This is a genomic window from Arthrobacter sp. AL05 (assembly GCF_029960715.1).
In the GTDB taxonomy this organism is placed as follows: domain Bacteria; phylum Actinomycetota; class Actinomycetes; order Actinomycetales; family Micrococcaceae; genus Arthrobacter.
Genome location: NZ_JASBRC010000026.1, coordinates 1 through 15,517 on the forward strand (window position 1 = coordinate 1; position 15,517 = coordinate 15,517).

12 protein-coding genes and 3 pseudogenes are annotated in these 15,517 nt (G+C 63.5%); 5 read left to right on the plus strand and 10 right to left on the minus strand.

Annotation, left to right across the window (positions count from 1 at the left end):
- Positions 1 to 55 precede the first annotated feature (55 nt).
- The 3 genes and pseudogenes from QK287_RS17560 to QK287_RS17570 all read right to left on the minus strand — a co-directional run.
- Positions 56 to 625 (minus strand): annotated as a pseudogene (locus QK287_RS17560) (ATP-binding protein); the annotation flags it as partial.
- Positions 622 to 2,298, minus strand: coding sequence for an IS21 family transposase (gene istA / locus QK287_RS17565; protein ID WP_282360991.1), 1,677 nt, complete (start codon positions 2,296 to 2,298; stop codon positions 622 to 624). The gene istA and the pseudogene QK287_RS17560, both read right to left, overlap by 4 nt.
- Positions 2,299 to 2,499: 201 nt before the next feature.
- Positions 2,500 to 2,862 (minus strand): YciI family protein, encoded by a 363-nt coding sequence (locus QK287_RS17570; RefSeq protein ID WP_282360992.1) that lies wholly within the window; start codon positions 2,860 to 2,862, stop codon positions 2,500 to 2,502.
- Positions 2,863 to 3,325: 463 nt separating this feature from the next.
- On the opposite strand from QK287_RS17570, the gene QK287_RS17575 reads away from it, so the two are divergent.
- Positions 3,326 to 3,832: a GNAT family N-acetyltransferase gene (locus tag QK287_RS17575; RefSeq protein ID WP_282360993.1), complete on the plus strand. Its 507-nt coding sequence runs from the start codon at positions 3,326 to 3,328 to the stop codon at positions 3,830 to 3,832.
- Positions 3,833 to 3,995: 163 nt separating this feature from the next.
- On the opposite strand, the gene QK287_RS17580 is transcribed toward QK287_RS17575, so the two are convergent.
- Positions 3,996 to 5,666 (minus strand): FtsX-like permease family protein, encoded by a 1,671-nt coding sequence (locus QK287_RS17580; protein WP_282360994.1) that lies wholly within the window; start codon positions 5,664 to 5,666, stop codon positions 3,996 to 3,998.
- Positions 5,667 to 5,989: 323 nt separating this feature from the next.
- On the opposite strand from QK287_RS17580, the gene QK287_RS17585 reads away from it, so the two are divergent.
- From QK287_RS17585 to QK287_RS17595, 3 genes are all read left to right on the plus strand, one after another.
- The gene (locus tag QK287_RS17585) at positions 5,990 to 6,382 is read left to right on the plus strand and encodes a diguanylate cyclase (RefSeq protein ID WP_282360995.1); all 393 of its coding nucleotides are present in this window, start codon (positions 5,990 to 5,992) and stop codon (positions 6,380 to 6,382) included.
- 181 nt (positions 6,383 to 6,563) lie between these two features.
- Positions 6,564 to 7,103, plus strand: a complete 540-nt coding sequence (locus QK287_RS17590; RefSeq protein ID WP_226776146.1) for a TspO/MBR family protein — start codon at positions 6,564 to 6,566, stop codon at positions 7,101 to 7,103.
- A gap of 414 nt (positions 7,104 to 7,517) precedes the next feature.
- Positions 7,518 to 8,432, plus strand: a complete 915-nt coding sequence (locus QK287_RS17595; RefSeq protein ID WP_282360996.1) for a multidrug DMT transporter permease — start codon at positions 7,518 to 7,520, stop codon at positions 8,430 to 8,432.
- 12 nt (positions 8,433 to 8,444) lie between these two features.
- On the opposite strand, the gene QK287_RS17600 is transcribed toward QK287_RS17595, so the two are convergent.
- The 6 genes and pseudogenes from QK287_RS17600 to QK287_RS17625 all read right to left on the minus strand — a co-directional run bounded on the left by QK287_RS17600 (position 8,445) and on the right by QK287_RS17625 (position 12,147).
- Positions 8,445 to 9,077: an EAL domain-containing protein gene (locus QK287_RS17600; RefSeq protein ID WP_282361002.1), complete on the minus strand. Its 633-nt coding sequence runs from the start codon at positions 9,075 to 9,077 to the stop codon at positions 8,445 to 8,447.
- A 318-nt stretch (positions 9,078 to 9,395) separates the two neighbouring features.
- Complete coding sequence (locus QK287_RS17605; RefSeq protein ID WP_282360997.1) at positions 9,396 to 10,187, minus strand: TRAP transporter small permease; 792 nt, start codon at positions 10,185 to 10,187, stop codon at positions 9,396 to 9,398.
- Positions 10,188 to 10,256: 69 nt separating this feature from the next.
- Entirely contained in the window at positions 10,257 to 10,529 is a 273-nt protein-coding gene (locus QK287_RS17610) for a hypothetical protein (RefSeq protein ID WP_282360998.1), read from the minus strand.
- A gap of 1 nt (position 10,530) precedes the next feature.
- Positions 10,531 to 10,881, minus strand: a pseudogene (gene dctP / locus QK287_RS17615) (TRAP transporter substrate-binding protein DctP); the annotation flags it as partial.
- Between the two features lie 51 nt (positions 10,882 to 10,932).
- Positions 10,933 to 11,284, minus strand: a pseudogene (locus QK287_RS17620) (transposase); the annotation flags it as partial.
- Positions 11,285 to 11,511: 227 nt separating this feature from the next.
- Positions 11,512 to 12,147, minus strand: a complete 636-nt coding sequence (locus tag QK287_RS17625) for an ester cyclase (protein ID WP_282360999.1) — start codon at positions 12,145 to 12,147, stop codon at positions 11,512 to 11,514.
- A gap of 2,283 nt (positions 12,148 to 14,430) precedes the next feature.
- Between QK287_RS17625 and QK287_RS17630 the strand changes: the two genes are divergently transcribed.
- Positions 14,431 to 14,805, plus strand: a complete 375-nt coding sequence (locus QK287_RS17630) for a hypothetical protein (protein ID WP_282361001.1) — start codon at positions 14,431 to 14,433, stop codon at positions 14,803 to 14,805.
- Positions 14,806 to 15,517 lie beyond the last annotated feature (712 nt).

Genomic DNA, 15,517 nt, shown 5'->3' on the forward strand with positions numbered 1-15,517 from the left:
AACGGCTTTACCGGCCACCACCGAATGCCTCGGCATAGTCACGGGCTCGGCATAGGTCGATGCAGAGCAGGTCCACGCGGCCGTAGCGGGCAACGGTCTTGGCCAGGACCTTCTCATCTGCAGCTTCGACGAGTTCGTTCACGAGCCGAGTGGCGAGGGTGTATTTGACCCGATAGCCCTTCTCCGCGGCGGCGGTGCCGACTCCGATGAGCAGGTGAGATTTGCCGGTCCCGGAATCCCCAATCAGGCAGAGGGGTTGTCCTTTGCGGATCCACTCCCCGGTGGCCAGAGTGTGGATGGTGGCGGCGTTGATGTTCGGGTTCGCATCGAAGTCGAAGTCCCCGAGCCACTTGTCCCGGGGAAAATTCGCGGCTTTCACGCGGCGGATCGAGGAGCGCCGGTCGCGGTCGTCGCACTCTGCCAGCAACAGCTCGGCCAGGAAGCCTTGGTAGGAGAGTTGTTCCTTCCCCGCGACGGTGAGCGCTTCATCGAGGACCGCCCGGATGGTGGGCAGGCGCAGCCGGCGGCAGGCCTGGTCCACGGCTGCGACCGCGGCCTGTTCGGTCAGTCCGCGCCGCCGGCGCAGGGTCGGTGTGATGGCGGTGGCCGGTGCGGTGGGGCTCATGAGATGTTCTCCTTTGACGCGGTTCCTGCAGGGTGTTCGGAACGTTTGGCCAGCAGCTCGTCATAGGCACGAACCGAGGGCTGGGGCCGTGTGTCCGGCGGGAGTCCGGCGATGACGGCGGCCGGGTCCATGAGCCGGCGCTGGGTGAGACTGACAACCCGTTGCACCTTCTCTTCAGCATGAGCACCGGGATGACGGTCGAAACTGGCCCCACCCCGGCAAGATGCCGTGGCGTATCTGCGGGCTTCGACCGCGACGACGTCCGCGCCGACCGCTCCCACTCCCAGCGCCGCGGTGATCCCTGCATGAATGTCTCCGGCATCCATCGACCGGTGCAGGAGCAGGACGTCGATGAGTTCACGGGTCCCGTCGGCATCGCCGTTGACCCGGCGGGATGCGGCCCAGAAAGCCTCATGCGCGCTGGTAAACACCCCGGACTCCCGCGCCTTGGCCAAAGCCGTGGAACCTGGAAGGGCGCCGGGCTTAGTTCTGAGGACCTCGAGATAGTGGTCCAGCTGGACCGACTGACCGGACCGGGCGGCGACCCGCTGATGCCTGGCGACCACGGTCCGGCCATCGAACACCACGACCTCGGACGCCCGCAATGAGACCCGGACCCTTCGGCCGATGAACCGGGCAGGGACGGAATACTTCACCATCCTGACCGTGACCATCGAGGACCTATCAACCCTGGGGTTCAGCGCCAGACCCGGATCGAATTCCTCCGCCGGCAACGGGGCCAGGAACGGCCGTTCAAGCTCGAAGTCCTGGCCTATGGTGCGGATCCTGTCATTGATCCGCCGGGCATCGTCCAGGGCTTCCCAAGCCCGTATCCGGTCGTTGAGCTCATCCAGAGACTCAGCGACAGGCATCGGTGAAAGCCGGTTGCGGCGGAACCACCCCACCTCGCCCTCGACCCCGCCCTTCTCATGGGCCCCCGCGATGCCAGGCTGGCAATAAAAGGGATCGAAGCCGTAGAACGAACGGAACAACACCCACCGCTCGTTCTCCCGGCGCTGCCGGCCCTGCCCGAACACCACCGCGGTGACAGCACTGGTGAGATTGTCATAGCGGATGTGTTTAGTCGGGATGCCGCCCAGAACCTTGAAGGCCTCGACGTGCCCTTCAAGGAAAGCTTCTTGGGCCTGAGTCGGGTATATCCGGTGAATGGCCCTGCCCGAATTCGATAACCGGAAGATGAACATATGGCACTTCGTCTTCACCCCGTTCAGCACGACATAGACCTCGCCGAAGTCCACCTCAGCCTCAGCACCCGGAGCGTGTTCCTGAGGAACAAACACCTCAACGCGGCGGCCTGCCTCCACATCAACCTGGGCCCGACGGACCCTGACGTAATCACGCACCGTCGAATACGACAGCTCCTGCGCACCATGCTCTTCGATAAGCCGGGCCAAAATCCTGCGCGCAGTATGGCGCTGCTTCCGCGGCGCCGTCGTATCCTCGATCAGCATCGCATCGATCGCGCCCTTGAACGGCTCCAGCCTCCAGGACACACCTTGTCTCTGTTTACGCTCCGGAGGGGCAGCTGAATCCAGTGCCTGCCTCACCGTTCGTCGATGAACCCCGTACCGGACCGCCAACGCACGAACCGACAAGCCCTCAACCCGGGCGTCCCTTCGAATCCGCGCGAACAACTCCACTCTCGACTCCATCCAGACCAGCCTTCCGCCGCATCCATCCACTGATGGATCCAACGTTGAAGGTGGGGCCACAAATAACCGTCACAGGTGCCCGGCGAGTCACGAAGTGGGGCCAGAAATAACCGTCCTACCGGGGCCATCCAAACCTGTCACAGCCACCGGCCGACCTCACCCGGTCCCGGCCCGGATCCGGCATCGGCGGCACGCACGGGCTCAGGCCGCGGGCTCGTCCCAGAAGGGCCGGACCTCGATTGGTGCCCCGACCAGAGCGGTGGTCCTCGACGCCCAGTACATGGCACCGTCAAGGTTGTCGGCCTCGATGATGTAGAAACCGGCCAGGTACTCCTTCGACTCCGCGAAGGGGCCGTCGGTGGTCACGGCTTCCCCGTTCGACACGCGGACCACGGTGGCGGTGTCAGGCTCGTACAGGCGTCCGGAGAACACGAAGGCGCCGGCCGACTTCATCTCCTCCTCCAGAGCATTCATCTGCTGGTACGACTGCTGCATCTCGGCGTCGGACATCGGCGCGCGCGTCTGGCCGGCAGTGTTGTGGACAGATACCAGGTACTTCGTCATGACGTTCTCCTCCTCGTGGGCGGGATCCTCCCGCCTGCACTACTACTACGAACGGGTCTCGCCCAGATCGACAGGTGCGCGAAGAAATAATCTCCGCCACGATCGGCGGGACCGCCCGTCGGTTCGCGACCTCTCCGTCTGATGATGGCACGAGACTCCCGCCGCTCACCTGAGGAGCGCGAACCTCTCTCGTCCGGAATCGTGCCGCAATCCGAACCTTGGGCGGGTGCCTCGGTTTGAGGAACTGACGGAACCGCCCACAGCAACTACTGCCATCTCAGCAAAGGATCCCTGAACGGGCAACGTCCGACGGGTGTCCACAATTTTGGGTGACCGCCTGCCTTCGTTGCCCTACTTGCACCGATAGGTTCGCGGCATCCAATTTCCACCGGGGAACGCAAACGACGACCGCGAGTATTGTTGTCCGGTGTTTAAATCGCGTCAGCTTAGTGAAGATGTCAGCATGCGTGTACTGCGCCCGAACGATGCGGCAGAGCTTGCCGCTGCGTATGTGCGCAACCGTGCGTACCTTTCTCCCTGGGAACCAGTACGCCCCGAGGAGTACTACACGGAGGCATGGCAGGCTGCCGACATCGCCAGCCGCCTTGTTGCTCATGAGGCTGGTGAGGGGTACCCCCTTGGCTTGTTTGCCGGCGATACCCTCGTTGGCCGGTTCAACATGGCTGGAATTGTGCGCGGCCCCTTCCAGAGCGTGGGGCTGGGTTACTGGGTGGACAGCCAGTATGCAGGCCGCGGTCTGGCATCAGCCGCGGTCCAGGCGATAGTCGAAACGGCCCGCGACGAGCTCGGACTACACCGCATCGAGGCGAGCACTCTGCCGCACAACGTTAGCTCGCAGCGGGTGCTATTGAAGGGCGGCTTCCAGCAGATCGGGATGGCCCCGCGATACCTGCAGATTGCCGGTAGATGGCAAGACCACAACCTCTACCAAGTAGTCCTGCATGACTAGGCCCCTCTCGTGCTCACCGATAAGTTTCAGAGTCCTAAAGGCGGCGGCAACTTGTCCGCGGAGCCAGCCCGCCGAGGAGGATTCCGGGGCAACATCGGCAGAGTCGCCCTGACCGCAAGCGGATCCTTTACCGGACGTTTCACCGGATCGTCTCAAGTGCATGTCACTCGAAGCGGGTAGCCGTCATTGCCGTATTGCTCCGAATGAGGCCGAAGGTCGCGGTGACTGCTCCGAGGGCCAGGAGCAAGCTGAGACCCAGGGCCATGAAGTAGTCGGGTGCCGGCCAGGTCACTCGGTAGGTGTCGTCGATGAAGGTCACCATCAGCCAGGCGACAAGGAATCCGAGGCCGACCGAGAGTAGCAGCACGGCCAGGAGCGGGACTGCTGCTTCACGGGTGATGATGCGGCGCAGGACGGACACCGGCATTCCCACCAGCCGCATCAGGCCGAGAACTCTCTTCCGGTCCAGAACGGCGGAGGCGGTGGCGACGGCCAGCGAGAGGCCGGCGATGGCGATCGCGACGAACATGCCGAGGTAGGCAAGGACGGCCAGGCCCTGAATCAGGCGGCCGGTGGACTGCAGTTTGAGGTCCAGCGGGGAGGTGGCAGGGATGGCCGTGATGCCTGAACTGTTTAATGCTGTCCGGGCACGGTCCATAGCTTCCGGGGTCCCGTCGGTGCCGAGCACCATCACGACAGGAACCAGTCCGTCCAGGTTGGTGGCGGGCGCCGGGGTCAGTGCCAGTGGTTGCGTGGTCCAGTAGTGGAGGAACGTTGTATCGACGGCGACGGTCTCTGCGGCTGGGATGTCCTGGAATCCGAGGTCGGGGGCGTCCGCGGCGCGAAAGTAGATTTCAGAACCGGCACCCCTTTCGGAGAGAGCTGCCGGGCCGTAGCCGACGGTGGCGCTGCGGATTCCGGCCAGGTCCCTGGCCTGGCGGGCGGCCTCCGCTACCTGGGCCGGGGTGTGTCCGCTGCTTATGGTGGCGTGGAGGCTGGTGGGCTGAAGCAGGCCGGGCCGGGCCGGGCGCACCTCCGTGGATTCGACGATGCTGGATCCTCCGGCGAAGACGGAGACCACGAACACGGCGATGACCAGCCCTGATACGGACCGGAAGGTCGCGACCGGTGTCTTTTGGATCCGGCTGGCGGCAATGACTCCTGCCGCGCTTCGCGCCTGGCGCAGTCCGATCCGGCTCACCAGGCGCGTCAGCCAGGGGCCGATGACCACGATGCCGACGAGGATGAGCAGAAAGCCGAGGATAAGGAGCGGAGATGCCAGCCACAGTAGCCCCGCGTCGCCGGTCCGGATCGCGAGGACAGCGGTGATCATGGCGGCGAGTCCGGCCAGCACGGGCGCGGTCCGCCACATGGTGGGTGTTTTTTCGTGCACGGCTCTCGTCACGCCCAAGGGGCCAATGCCGGCACGGGCCGTGCGGTGCGCGGCCACAAGTGTCGAGGCCGCGACCACCAGGGCGACGACGGCGGCGGCCGCCGCCGGGCCGGTGGTCAGATCTGCGGCGAACATCCTGGTGCCGTTGACGGGTATTTGCGCGGCAGCCGGCCTCAGCACGATTGCCAGCACGACGCCCAGCAACGCCCCGACAAGGCTGGGGACGGCGGTTTCGACGGCGGCGATCCGGGAGATGAGCTGTGGGGATGCGCCGATGAGGCGCAGGGTCGCGAAGCGTTCGCGGCGCTGGGCGGCGCCCAGGCCGGTGACAATGCTGATCAGCAGCAGAACGGGGAAGAACACGGCGATGGCCCCGATGGACAGCACCGTGTTGTAGGCGGCCGCGCTGCCACCGTAGGGGTCGGTGGTGAAGTCTGACACCAGGACGGCCCTGCCGTTCTGGCGGAGTTCGGCTTCCGTTGCTCCCGTGACGACGATCAGGGAGTCCGGCCCGGGTAAGGCAGCATCGTCAATCGTGCCGGCAAACGTCCCGAAACGGTCACCGAGCTGATCCTGCGGCGTTGATTCGATCAGGCGCTGCAGTGCCGGGGATGCGTTGAGCCGTGCGCTGGAAGCCCGCTTTGAACGCCTTCGCCATCACCTTCAGCGACCGAATCCCGGCAGCTGAAAACCACAAAAGAAAACTGCCGGATACACCGTTTATGAGATAGTCCCGCTGGCCAACCAGGCCTACGTGACCCGTCGTGCTCCCCGGCTCCGGAACCGATATCGCAGCGCCCATTGCCCGGCGCGTCATGGACGCCATCGCCGCGCCGGTCCATGTCGCCGGGGCCGCACTGCAGGTCCCCGCCAGCATAGGGATAGCCATCGGTACCGGACTGGAAGACCGCGAAGAGCTGCTCGAGCGGGCCGACAAGGCAATGTACTCGACCAAACACGCCGGCCGCGAACGGTACGTAATCTACGGAGCCGCAATGAGGCCCGGCCATCAGGGCGGTATGAGGGTCCGTCCCTCCCATCACAGGCCCCAGACGGCAACCCAGTTCTGGACCGAACTGCGCCAAACCCTCACCTCACCACGCCCCGGGCCCGACACGGGAAACAAGCCAGCCAACGACACTCTCCCCATCAGCTAACCCTCACCCGGCGGGGTTTCCCCGCAGCCCCGGCCAGCCCGGGTCTCCATCCCTGTACCGGTATTCGGTACGGAGACCACACCCGGACAACCGCAACCAGGGCACATCGGAAAGGCTGGAGAATACCTTCCTGGGCAGTCTCCGGTTTGACGGGCACCCCGGGATTGGCCAAGGTGTACCAGTGCCCCCGAAATTTGAAGAACCCGTCCCCGCCCAGCCGACGCCGGCCAGGGCCGGCACCGGCCTTCAGATCGCAGCGCTGCTGGGCTTCATGGCCCTGGCCCACGCGGTGTCATTCCTGGGTTCGCTAGCCATCATCGCCAACGCCCACGGCTGGTACGCCGCCGCGAACAAGGCACCCTGGACACCCCCGGACTGGGTCTTCGGGACCGTCTGGACGGTGCTGTATACGACCATGGCCGTAGCCGCCTGGCTCATCTGGCGCCAACAGGCGGCCCGCCGCGGCGCCATGGTCGCCTACGGCGCCCAGTTGGCCCTGAACCTTGCCTGGGCCCCCACGTTTTTCGGCATGTACCCCATGATCGGAACCGCCGCCCTGTGGCTCGCGCTCCTCATCATCACCGCACTGTTCGTGGGAGTAAGCGTGACGGTTCTCCGGTTCGGCCCCCTCAGCCGGACCGCCGGGGCCCTGATGCTCCCCTACATTTCCTGGATCATCTTCTCAGCCAGCCTGAACCTCTACGCCGCAACCACCAACTAGCCGGAACTCCCCCTGGCCCGGTGCCCGCGGTCGATCACGGCCACAGACGCGCAAGTGACTGTGCAATATCCGCCACGCCCGCGCCTGACCCAATGAGCAGACCTCTGAAGGTCACACGGACCGGTCTCGCCCCCCGGAAGTTACGAGCCCTGAGCTGGCCCGATCGCGGGACGCCCGGCGGAATCGAAGCACGCCCACTCCCCGGCACGCCCTGGCAGTCATCCGAGCAGCCGTCACCAGCGTCGCCACCAACGGGGCCGGCCAGCTCGTCCAAATCCTGCCTGGTGCCTGGTGCCTGGTTAATTATCGATTACCTCGCCAACAAAACATGAAGCAGGCATCGGCGCAGATCCATCTAGCACCCGTCGGCCAGCCAGAGCAGCGGCGCAGCCAACGAATCGGTAGGGTCGGATCATGACCCATGCTTCCGCCGTGTCAGCGATTTCGTCCTATCACTGGCTCGGTATCCCGATCGCCGTCGCCGGGGCTGTACTGCTGGCCCTCGGCACGCTGTTTCAACACAAAGCCGTGGAAGACCAGGGGGCCGCCCCGGGGCGGACCGCCGGGAGCATGGGCGGGGGACGCCTCCAGGCCCTAATGCGCAAACCGGTCTGGCTGGGCGGGACAGCGATGCTCGCCGCTGCAATACTCCTGCAGCTTACGAGCCTGAGATTTTCACCCCTGATCGTGGTGCAGCCCATCGGCGCGGTCGCCCTGGTTGTGACCACGTTGGCCACGGCACGGATGACCCGCCGGTCCCCGGGGCGCCGGGCCCTCACATCCGTGGCTTTGTGTGTCGGTGGGGTGGGCGCGTTCGTTGCTGTCGCTGCCGTGTCCGCCCAGGACGTTCTAATCAGCGACGGGCACCTCATCACTATCTTGGTTATTCTCGGTATCGTCCTCGCCGCATTTGGAACGGGTTACGGTCTCTGGCGGCGGCGATGGGGGGCCATCATCTTTACCGGTGGTGCCGGTGTCCTGTTCGGATTCGTCGCGGCCTTGGCAAAGACCGTCATCGCCCGGCTCTTCCAGGGCGATTTCGAATGGCTGTCCCTTAGCTGCCTGGCCGGGCTGGTGATTGCCGCCGTGTCCGGGACGTTCCTAGTCCAGAACGCACACACCCGGGGCACTCCCGAACTCGTCGTGGCCGGGCTGACAGTCATCGACCCCCTCGTTGCCGTCACCATCGGCATCACCATCCTCGGCGAAGCCGACACCGCCCCGCCCCAAGCGTTCATCGCCTACTTCCTTGCAGGCGCCGTAGCGGTCACCGGAGTCCTCCTCCTCGCAACAGTCAAAAAGGTGCCGACGCTTCCAGCACGTGAATAAGCCAACCTGCCCCTAACAAGGCCGGAACTCCACCTGTATGTGGCCGGAATGGAATTCTGTGATGGCTCTTCTGGCGTGATGTTCAGCTTCCGGGACTTCCCGGGGCGGGACGGGGCGGGAGAAGAGGTAGCCCTGGAGGGAGTCACATCCTAGGCCGAGCAAGTATCGGGCCTGTTCGGGGGTTTCGACTCCCTCGGCGGTGATTTTGAGTCCGAGGTTGTGGGCCATCGCGGTCATGGAATCGAGGATCGGGAGCCCCTCGTCCCCGATGATGATCACGGAGACGAAGGACTGGTCGATCTTGAGGATGTCCACGGGAAGATCCTGGAGCCGGCCGAGGGATGAATACCCGGTGCCGAAGTCATCCAGGGCGACCTTGATGACTTGGCGGCGCAGCAGCCCCAGCTGGGTGGTGATATGCGGAGCGGGGTCCATGAAGACGCTTTCGGTGACTTCCAGGATCAATTGGTCGCAGCGGATCCCGGCGACGGCCAGGGTGTCCATAACGGTCCGCGCGTATCCTGGCGCCCGCAGTTGCTCGGCTGAGACGTTCACGGCCACGGAGTGTTCCCGGTCCTGTCCCCGCCAGGATTTGAGCTGGACGCAGGTCTGGGTCAGGATCTCCTGGCCGATAGCGCTGATCAGCCCGGTGCTTTCTTGTCAGCGATGGTCGAAAACTGAGCCACTTCGCGGGTGCAAAAGTGAGCCACGTTGATGTTGGTTGTTCTGCCTGATTTTCCGGTCTTGTCGAGGGCAGTGAGTCTGTCTGTGCATGTTTGAGTCGGTAGCTGGAGCCTTTGAGGGTGATGACTACGGCGTGCTGGACGATGCGAGGGCAGCAAGTACGAGGAGCCCGATGAACAGGGCAATGAGGTACGGCCAGAAGTGCTTCAGGCTGTTTTCCACGGTTTCGCGGGCGGTGGCACAGACGAGGTAGAAGACGACGCCGGCCGGGGGCGCGAACTAGCCGTTGCCCATGGAGATGATGCGCACCATGGCGCTGACATTGGAAATGCCGCCGAGGTAGAGGTCGATTCCCGACGCGAGGGCCAGGACGAAGGCGATGGGGAGGCCAAGGAAGAGCAACAGGAACAGGACCGCGAGCACCAGGGCCAGGAGGACGTTCGGCGAAGCGTAGTAGAACAGCGGCGGGGCCAATAGGACGACGGCGACCATCGCCGCGGCGATCCCTGCGGCGGCCACGACCGGCCGGCGTTCCTGCCGCCAAAGCTTGACGACGGCGAACCACGTGATGAGCACCATGCCGCAAGAGAACGCCAGGGAAACCCAGAACACCGGCAGCTGCAGGATGGGCGTCTTTTCCTCGATCTGCTGGGCAAGCGTCGGCACGAAGAGCGCGAAGGCCCCCGCGCTCATGATAAAGACGAGCCAGTCGACTAGGGCGGCCAGATAGGGCTTCCACGTTGCGGGCAGGCGAATGATCAGTGCCTGCACCGACATGTTCGCTCCCTTCGGATACGCGACGGCTCCACCAATGAAGGCAATGGTCAGGAGCGCAATTTCTGACACCTCCTGAGTCCAGAGCACAGAATCTCCGGTGACGACCCGGACCATTATGTTCAGCAGGATGACGACGAGCTCGGCGAGGATCGCCGCGCCCACGGCCCATTCAAAGGTCTTGTCGAGCCAGACGGCGCCGCTCCTGCCAGGGGGAACGTGACCGTGATGCAGGATCTCTTCCGCGTCAGACGGAATGACTTCCTCGAGTTCCTCGGGAGCGAGGGTGCGTTTCATATTCTGACAGACTGTCGACGTTGATAGCGGGATGTTGGTGGGAGGGCCGGGGCGCCGTGCGGGGTTTAGTTAGTTGGAGTTGGTGAAAGCGATGGCCTCGTCGAAGAATTCCTTGCCGATCAGCTGGGAGAACTGCGGGTAAAGGCTCTTGGACGTGGCCTTGAATTCTTCAAGTTTCTGAACCTCGGAGAACTTATTGGTCCACGGCACTTCAATCGGATTTTCCTGTCCCTTGATCGTTCCGGTCTGGAGGCCCGTGAAGACCTCGGGGAAGGCCATGGTGGTCGGGCTCGCACCCAGCTTCCCGAAAAAGTCGATCCAGAGCGGGTTGCCGGGGGACACGGATTTTCAGGCCTTTGAGGTCCGAGGGCTGTTGGATGGGGCGCACGGAATTGGTGATCTCGCGGCCGGTCCGGGTGAGGAACGATAGCGCGACGGTGTCATTGGTCGCGAGCTTATCCTTCAGTGCCTGGCCCGGCTTCCCGGCCAGGAACGCCGCTTCCTCCGTTGTGTCCTTGAAGAGGTAGGGGATGCTGATGCCGTTCATTTCCGGCACCGCCGCGGCGTAGACGGACCTCGCGAGGATGAGGGCATCCAGCGAGCCGCCCTGCAGGCGGGTGACGGCGGCATTCTGGTCCCCGATGAAACTCGTTCCGTTCGGAACTACCGGGCGATTAACGGCCGGCTTGAACACCTTCGTGGCTCCGCACTCGGCTTCCCGAATCTCACCAACTATGTCGCCAGATCACTGCTGGAATCCGGCGGATTCAGACCGAAACTGCACTCTCAATTCTGATAGCCCAATTACGTCGTAGAGTGTCCCGACTCGGAGCATGGCGTGGATGACGTCGCAGCGGCGCCGTGCCAGACAGATGAAGGCGGCACTGTGCTTCTTGCCTTCGGCGCGTTTGCGGACGTAGTACGCCCTGGACCCGGGGGGCGTGGCACGAGGCGATCCACGCGGATCTGAAAAGTGCGTTCTTGAGTTGTTTTTTCCCGGAGCGTGCAGGTAATTCGCCGCGGATGGAGGTCCCGGAACGCTGCGTGACCGGGGGGATGCCGGCGTAGGCAGCGAGGTGGCCGGCGGTCCGGAAGCTGCCGACAGGGTCAACGTCCTTCCACGAGCCCTTGCTCGCTAAGTCAAGGAGTCAACAAAACCGGGGGCAGTCCCCGCGGTAAGGCACTAGCCAGCGAGTCCAAGCGATCACCCGACGGATCTGGCCTAGGTTGCACGAAGGCTGCGGTCTCGAGCACAACGACGGTCCCGGACCACAAAGCCAACTGCCACGACCGACCGTCTTACTGATTGGCTCTACACGCCGGTTCACACGCCACGGAGCAGCCAGTCATTGTCAGGGTTTCTGCCGCCCTCAGGATCCGGTGCATCCGAAACCGGCACGGACGTGCTCTGGTCCTCCACTTGCACCCGCGTCGGCAAGGCTCGCCAGCGGTCCATAGGAACCGCGACAACTGGACCAGATTCGTCCTCCTGAACGCTCTCGTCCGCGTCCCAGACCATGTTGCCCACCTTCTGCTTGTCATCCCATGGCTGCCGCGCCAGTCCGAGTTGGGTGAGCATGCCGAGTTGGTCGCTGCTTCCCCAGCGTTCGATGAGTTTGCCGTCTTCGAAGCGTCCGATCTGCATGCCCCGGATTTTGAAGCTCTTGCCGGTGGGCGGGTGGCCCATCAGCGGCCCCTGATGTGTCCCGGTGATCGTGTAGGCGAACGCGACGTCGTCGTCGGTGGCTGTGAGGTGTTCGACGTCGAGGTGCAGATCGGGAAAATGAGAGCGCAACCCTGCGAACAGGTCTTTGAATCCCTGCGGTCCCGGTCCTTGTCCGGGTGCCGGGTCGTGGTCGACGCAGTCGGCCGCGACGACGTCGTCGAATTGATCGAGGTTGCCGTTGTTTACGGCGGCGCCGAAGCGCTCCTGGGCGTGGATGTTGGCGTTCCTGGTCATGGATCCTCCGTTTATAGTTGTCAGGCCGGTCCGTGCGGAGCGGTCCTGGTTGTTATCTGTCATCGTGCGCGCTGGTCTGCCCGGGAGCAAGGGCAAGGGCAGCGGGAGCGGGTTCGGCCCGGGCCTGCCTGCGGCCGGAACTTCAGGCGGATTCGGATACGCCTGAGCACTAACTCAATCGCCGGTGTCATTCCGAGCGTGTCTCTGACCCCGGAGGACGTTCATGTCATCTCGCGAGGTTGCTGCATCATTCAGGAACACTAGTGTCCTGCGCCTAAAGTCCGGTTCAGAAGTCGGCCGATGGATTCGAGGATGGCGCCTTCTAAGTCGATCGCGGTAAAGTCCAGCGATGGTGCGGTTTCGATGGAACCCCATGTGTTGAAGGCCGTCTAGGCGGCCCCCTGGCAGCGGAAAGCCCGCAGTACCACCACGGGACGATTGCTCATGGCAATATCCACCGCTGTAGGTGATGGACGTGGCCGAGAGAATCATTCGCCGTAGTCGTCAGAATGGTTGAGAAGTACTACTGATGCGAGACACCTCAGCTCAGCGTCCTCATGATCAGTTCCGGATCAGTGGCCATGTCATGCCGTTCTCCCCGCATTCCTGCATGAACAGGTATCAGAGCGGAGAATCCGGACCGGCCGCAACCCAAGGTCGATGTAAAGAATATTCAGCAAGTCAGGTTGTGCGCGGTTCTAGTCACCATGAAGGGGTGAACGCGAAAACCCGAAGGAAGGACGAACGAGGACGAACACCCAGAAGAGACCCCACAGGGCGGTACCCGGTCCGCCGTAGGCAGCCGCTCCCCTACACAACCGATTAGGTCTATCCGGGACCCACACACCGGAACATCAGATCAAAGGCGATAGTGTGCACACTGTCCACACGAAGAAACACCAAAAGCCCCTGACCTGCGGAAACACTGTGCCCGAGGTGGGACTCGAACCGGGCTCCAGCCCTTTCAAACACTGGAGTCCCGCCGAAACATACGGAAACCGGTCCAGTCCGGCACCGGTACGGCCCAGTCGGAAGCCGAAGGTGTGGACACTGTCCACACCCCCAATTCTCGCCACCAAAGGCCTCCCCCAAACCGCCGCACCCAGCATTGACAGGGTGCGGCGCTTCTTTGCCCTGAAACCCACTTGATCCTGCCGGAAAAGTTCAACCTCGACTGCAATCGGGTCCTGCCCGCGCTCGTTACGGCCGCCCGCGCACACCCGCACGGCATGCTCAGCCTCCATACTCTCCATCACGGCGCCACCTCCAGTCAAACCATTCATGACCCGATCGGCGGACCACTGCGTGACCGGGCAGCGCCCCTCAGACGCTGCCCGCGGACACAACGGAGCCACACGAAACCAACGTAACCCCGGCGGCGCCACGAGCCGCCGCCGCAACACGGTGCCAACAAGCAGGGCCGCGTCCCGAACGCGGCACCAGCTGGCCGGTGACGGCTTGGACTTGACGGCCAAGAATCAATCCCAGACCTTAAATAGCCGGGCTACTCAAGGGGGATATGGAGATTCGAACTGCTGACCTCTTCTCAGCGGACAGCGTATTTCATTGATTGCCAACGGCTTGCATTACCTCGCTAATCCGCGGAATCTAGACGTTTCTGGTTGAAGATACAACGCCTGACATGTCAACGTTTTTCGTTATTTCCGTAGGGTAAACGTCTGGCAGACCTGGATGTCGATCGACGGATCTCGGCGTTCAGTATCTGTCGGCGTCCGACTACTCTGCTGCAATAGGCTCCGGCACTGGCCCCGGGAGATCCTCGACGGCCGTTCGGTCCCCACTCGTACTTTTCGCGCCGTGCATGAGTAAGATCGCGAGTTTGTCGATCGATCCGTTGTCGGCAGCTGACGGGAAAACCCATCGGAGGTCGTGGTGCTCCGTGATGACATCTATGGCCGTACGTACGCTCTAGCTCTGCTTCTCAGGAGGCCGAACGAATTGCACGTCTTTCAGCAGGAAGCTATCGCCAAGTTCCCCTTGGTGGAGTAGCGCTCGAGGAGAAGCTGTGAAGATTCGATTAAGAGTACGGCCCTTTCGGGGGTTTCTGCGGGCTGCCAGCATCTTCGATCGTCGCTGGTCAGGGCAGTTTTCTGCTGCCATCCGCTTTCGCCCGTTGTCAGCTAATCTGCGGAATAGATGCGGGGTTGGGAGACAGTCTCCGGCCACGTGGCCCGCCCACTGAGCCGGGTTCCACCGGCAACGTCCGCCGGGTCACCGAGTCCCTAGGGCGGCCGGCGCCGCGTCGATCCATGACCCCCGTCCGTGGCGGAAGATCCCACCTGGTGGCGGGACCCGCTGTCTTACGCGGAGAACGAAGCCACTGCCGGGAACGTGGCAGAGCACGTCGCCAACGGCTCCCGTGAACCCGGGACCAACCCCGATGCCTACGTCCCGGCGAGAGAGAACCTGCTCAATGCCTTCCTGCTCGCCGCCTCACTCGACTCCGTCCCGGTTACGCAGGCCTATACCAAGCTGACCCAACCGCACGGCCAAGCCTCTGCAGAGCCGCTGAGAACCGCAGGTATGACCTACCCTCGGACACGGTCGGCGTACTCCCGGCTGCTGACGCTCAGGCTCTCGGCGAGCGCGGTCCTTCTGGCTGGCTCCGTTGTGCAAGGTTTGGAGTCGGGTGCTTAGAGCAGTTGGACGGCCGCAGCGACGTACCGACAGGACGGGTCGACTTCGTCAATTTCGAGCTCAATCACGGCGCGCTTCTCGCATCGCGGTGACGGCACACTGCACCCCACCCCAATTGTCAGATATACCCCCTTAGGGTATGGTGGGTGTTGTCTGTGAGGTCGTTTGTTCAGGCTCCGCGGAATCCGCGGGCTCACCCGGCACCCCAGTCGCTCACTCTTGAAAAGGACCAAGTTTACATCTGCCGAACAAACACCCGGGCCGGACTTCCCCTCGCCGCGCCGGAGCGTGTCAAGACCATCGAAAAGGCCGTCCCACCGGTGGACGGAGTGGAATCCGCGACGATTGAGCTCGTAGCCGGGGGGCACATCCAGCCTGCCGGTAGCCGGGACCGCTGACGCAGGTGCTGTTCGGGACGCCGGGACCGGCTCCGGATACAGTTTGACGCCCCGGCGGCACACCCGTAGCGGGGCAGGACCACCCGGGCCGGAATAGTTCTTAAGGAGCACAGCAGTGGACCACAACCACCACAACGGACCTATGGCCGGGCCGGAGGCGCCAAGCGCTCCCGGCAGCGGTTCTGACGTGGCATATTCATCTGACGTTCAGGCCCACGGCATGGACGACAAGCACATGGTGCACAGCCATGGCCAGCATGCCGGACACAGCGTCGCGATGTTCAAGAACAGGTTCTGGCTGACGCTGGCCATGT

Excerpts from the sequence above, each read along its gene's own strand:
- istA (WP_282360991.1), bottom strand. The coding sequence starts at position 2,298 with ATGGAGTCGAGAGTGGAGTTGTTCGCGCGGATTCGAAGGGACGCCCGG.
- QK287_RS17575 (WP_282360993.1), top strand. The coding sequence starts at position 3,326 with ATGCGTGTACTGCGCCCGAACGATGCGGCAGAGCTTGCCGCTGCGTAT.
- QK287_RS17595 (WP_282360996.1), top strand. The coding sequence starts at position 7,518 with ATGACCCATGCTTCCGCCGTGTCAGCGATTTCGTCCTATCACTGGCTC.
- QK287_RS17605 (WP_282360997.1), bottom strand. The coding sequence starts at position 10,187 with ATGAAACGCACCCTCGCTCCCGAGGAACTCGAGGAAGTCATTCCGTCT.
- QK287_RS17570 (WP_282360992.1), bottom strand. The coding sequence starts at position 2,862 with ATGACGAAGTACCTGGTATCTGTCCACAACACTGCCGGCCAGACGCGC.
- QK287_RS17625 (WP_282360999.1), bottom strand. The coding sequence starts at position 12,147 with ATGACCAGGAACGCCAACATCCACGCCCAGGAGCGCTTCGGCGCCGCC.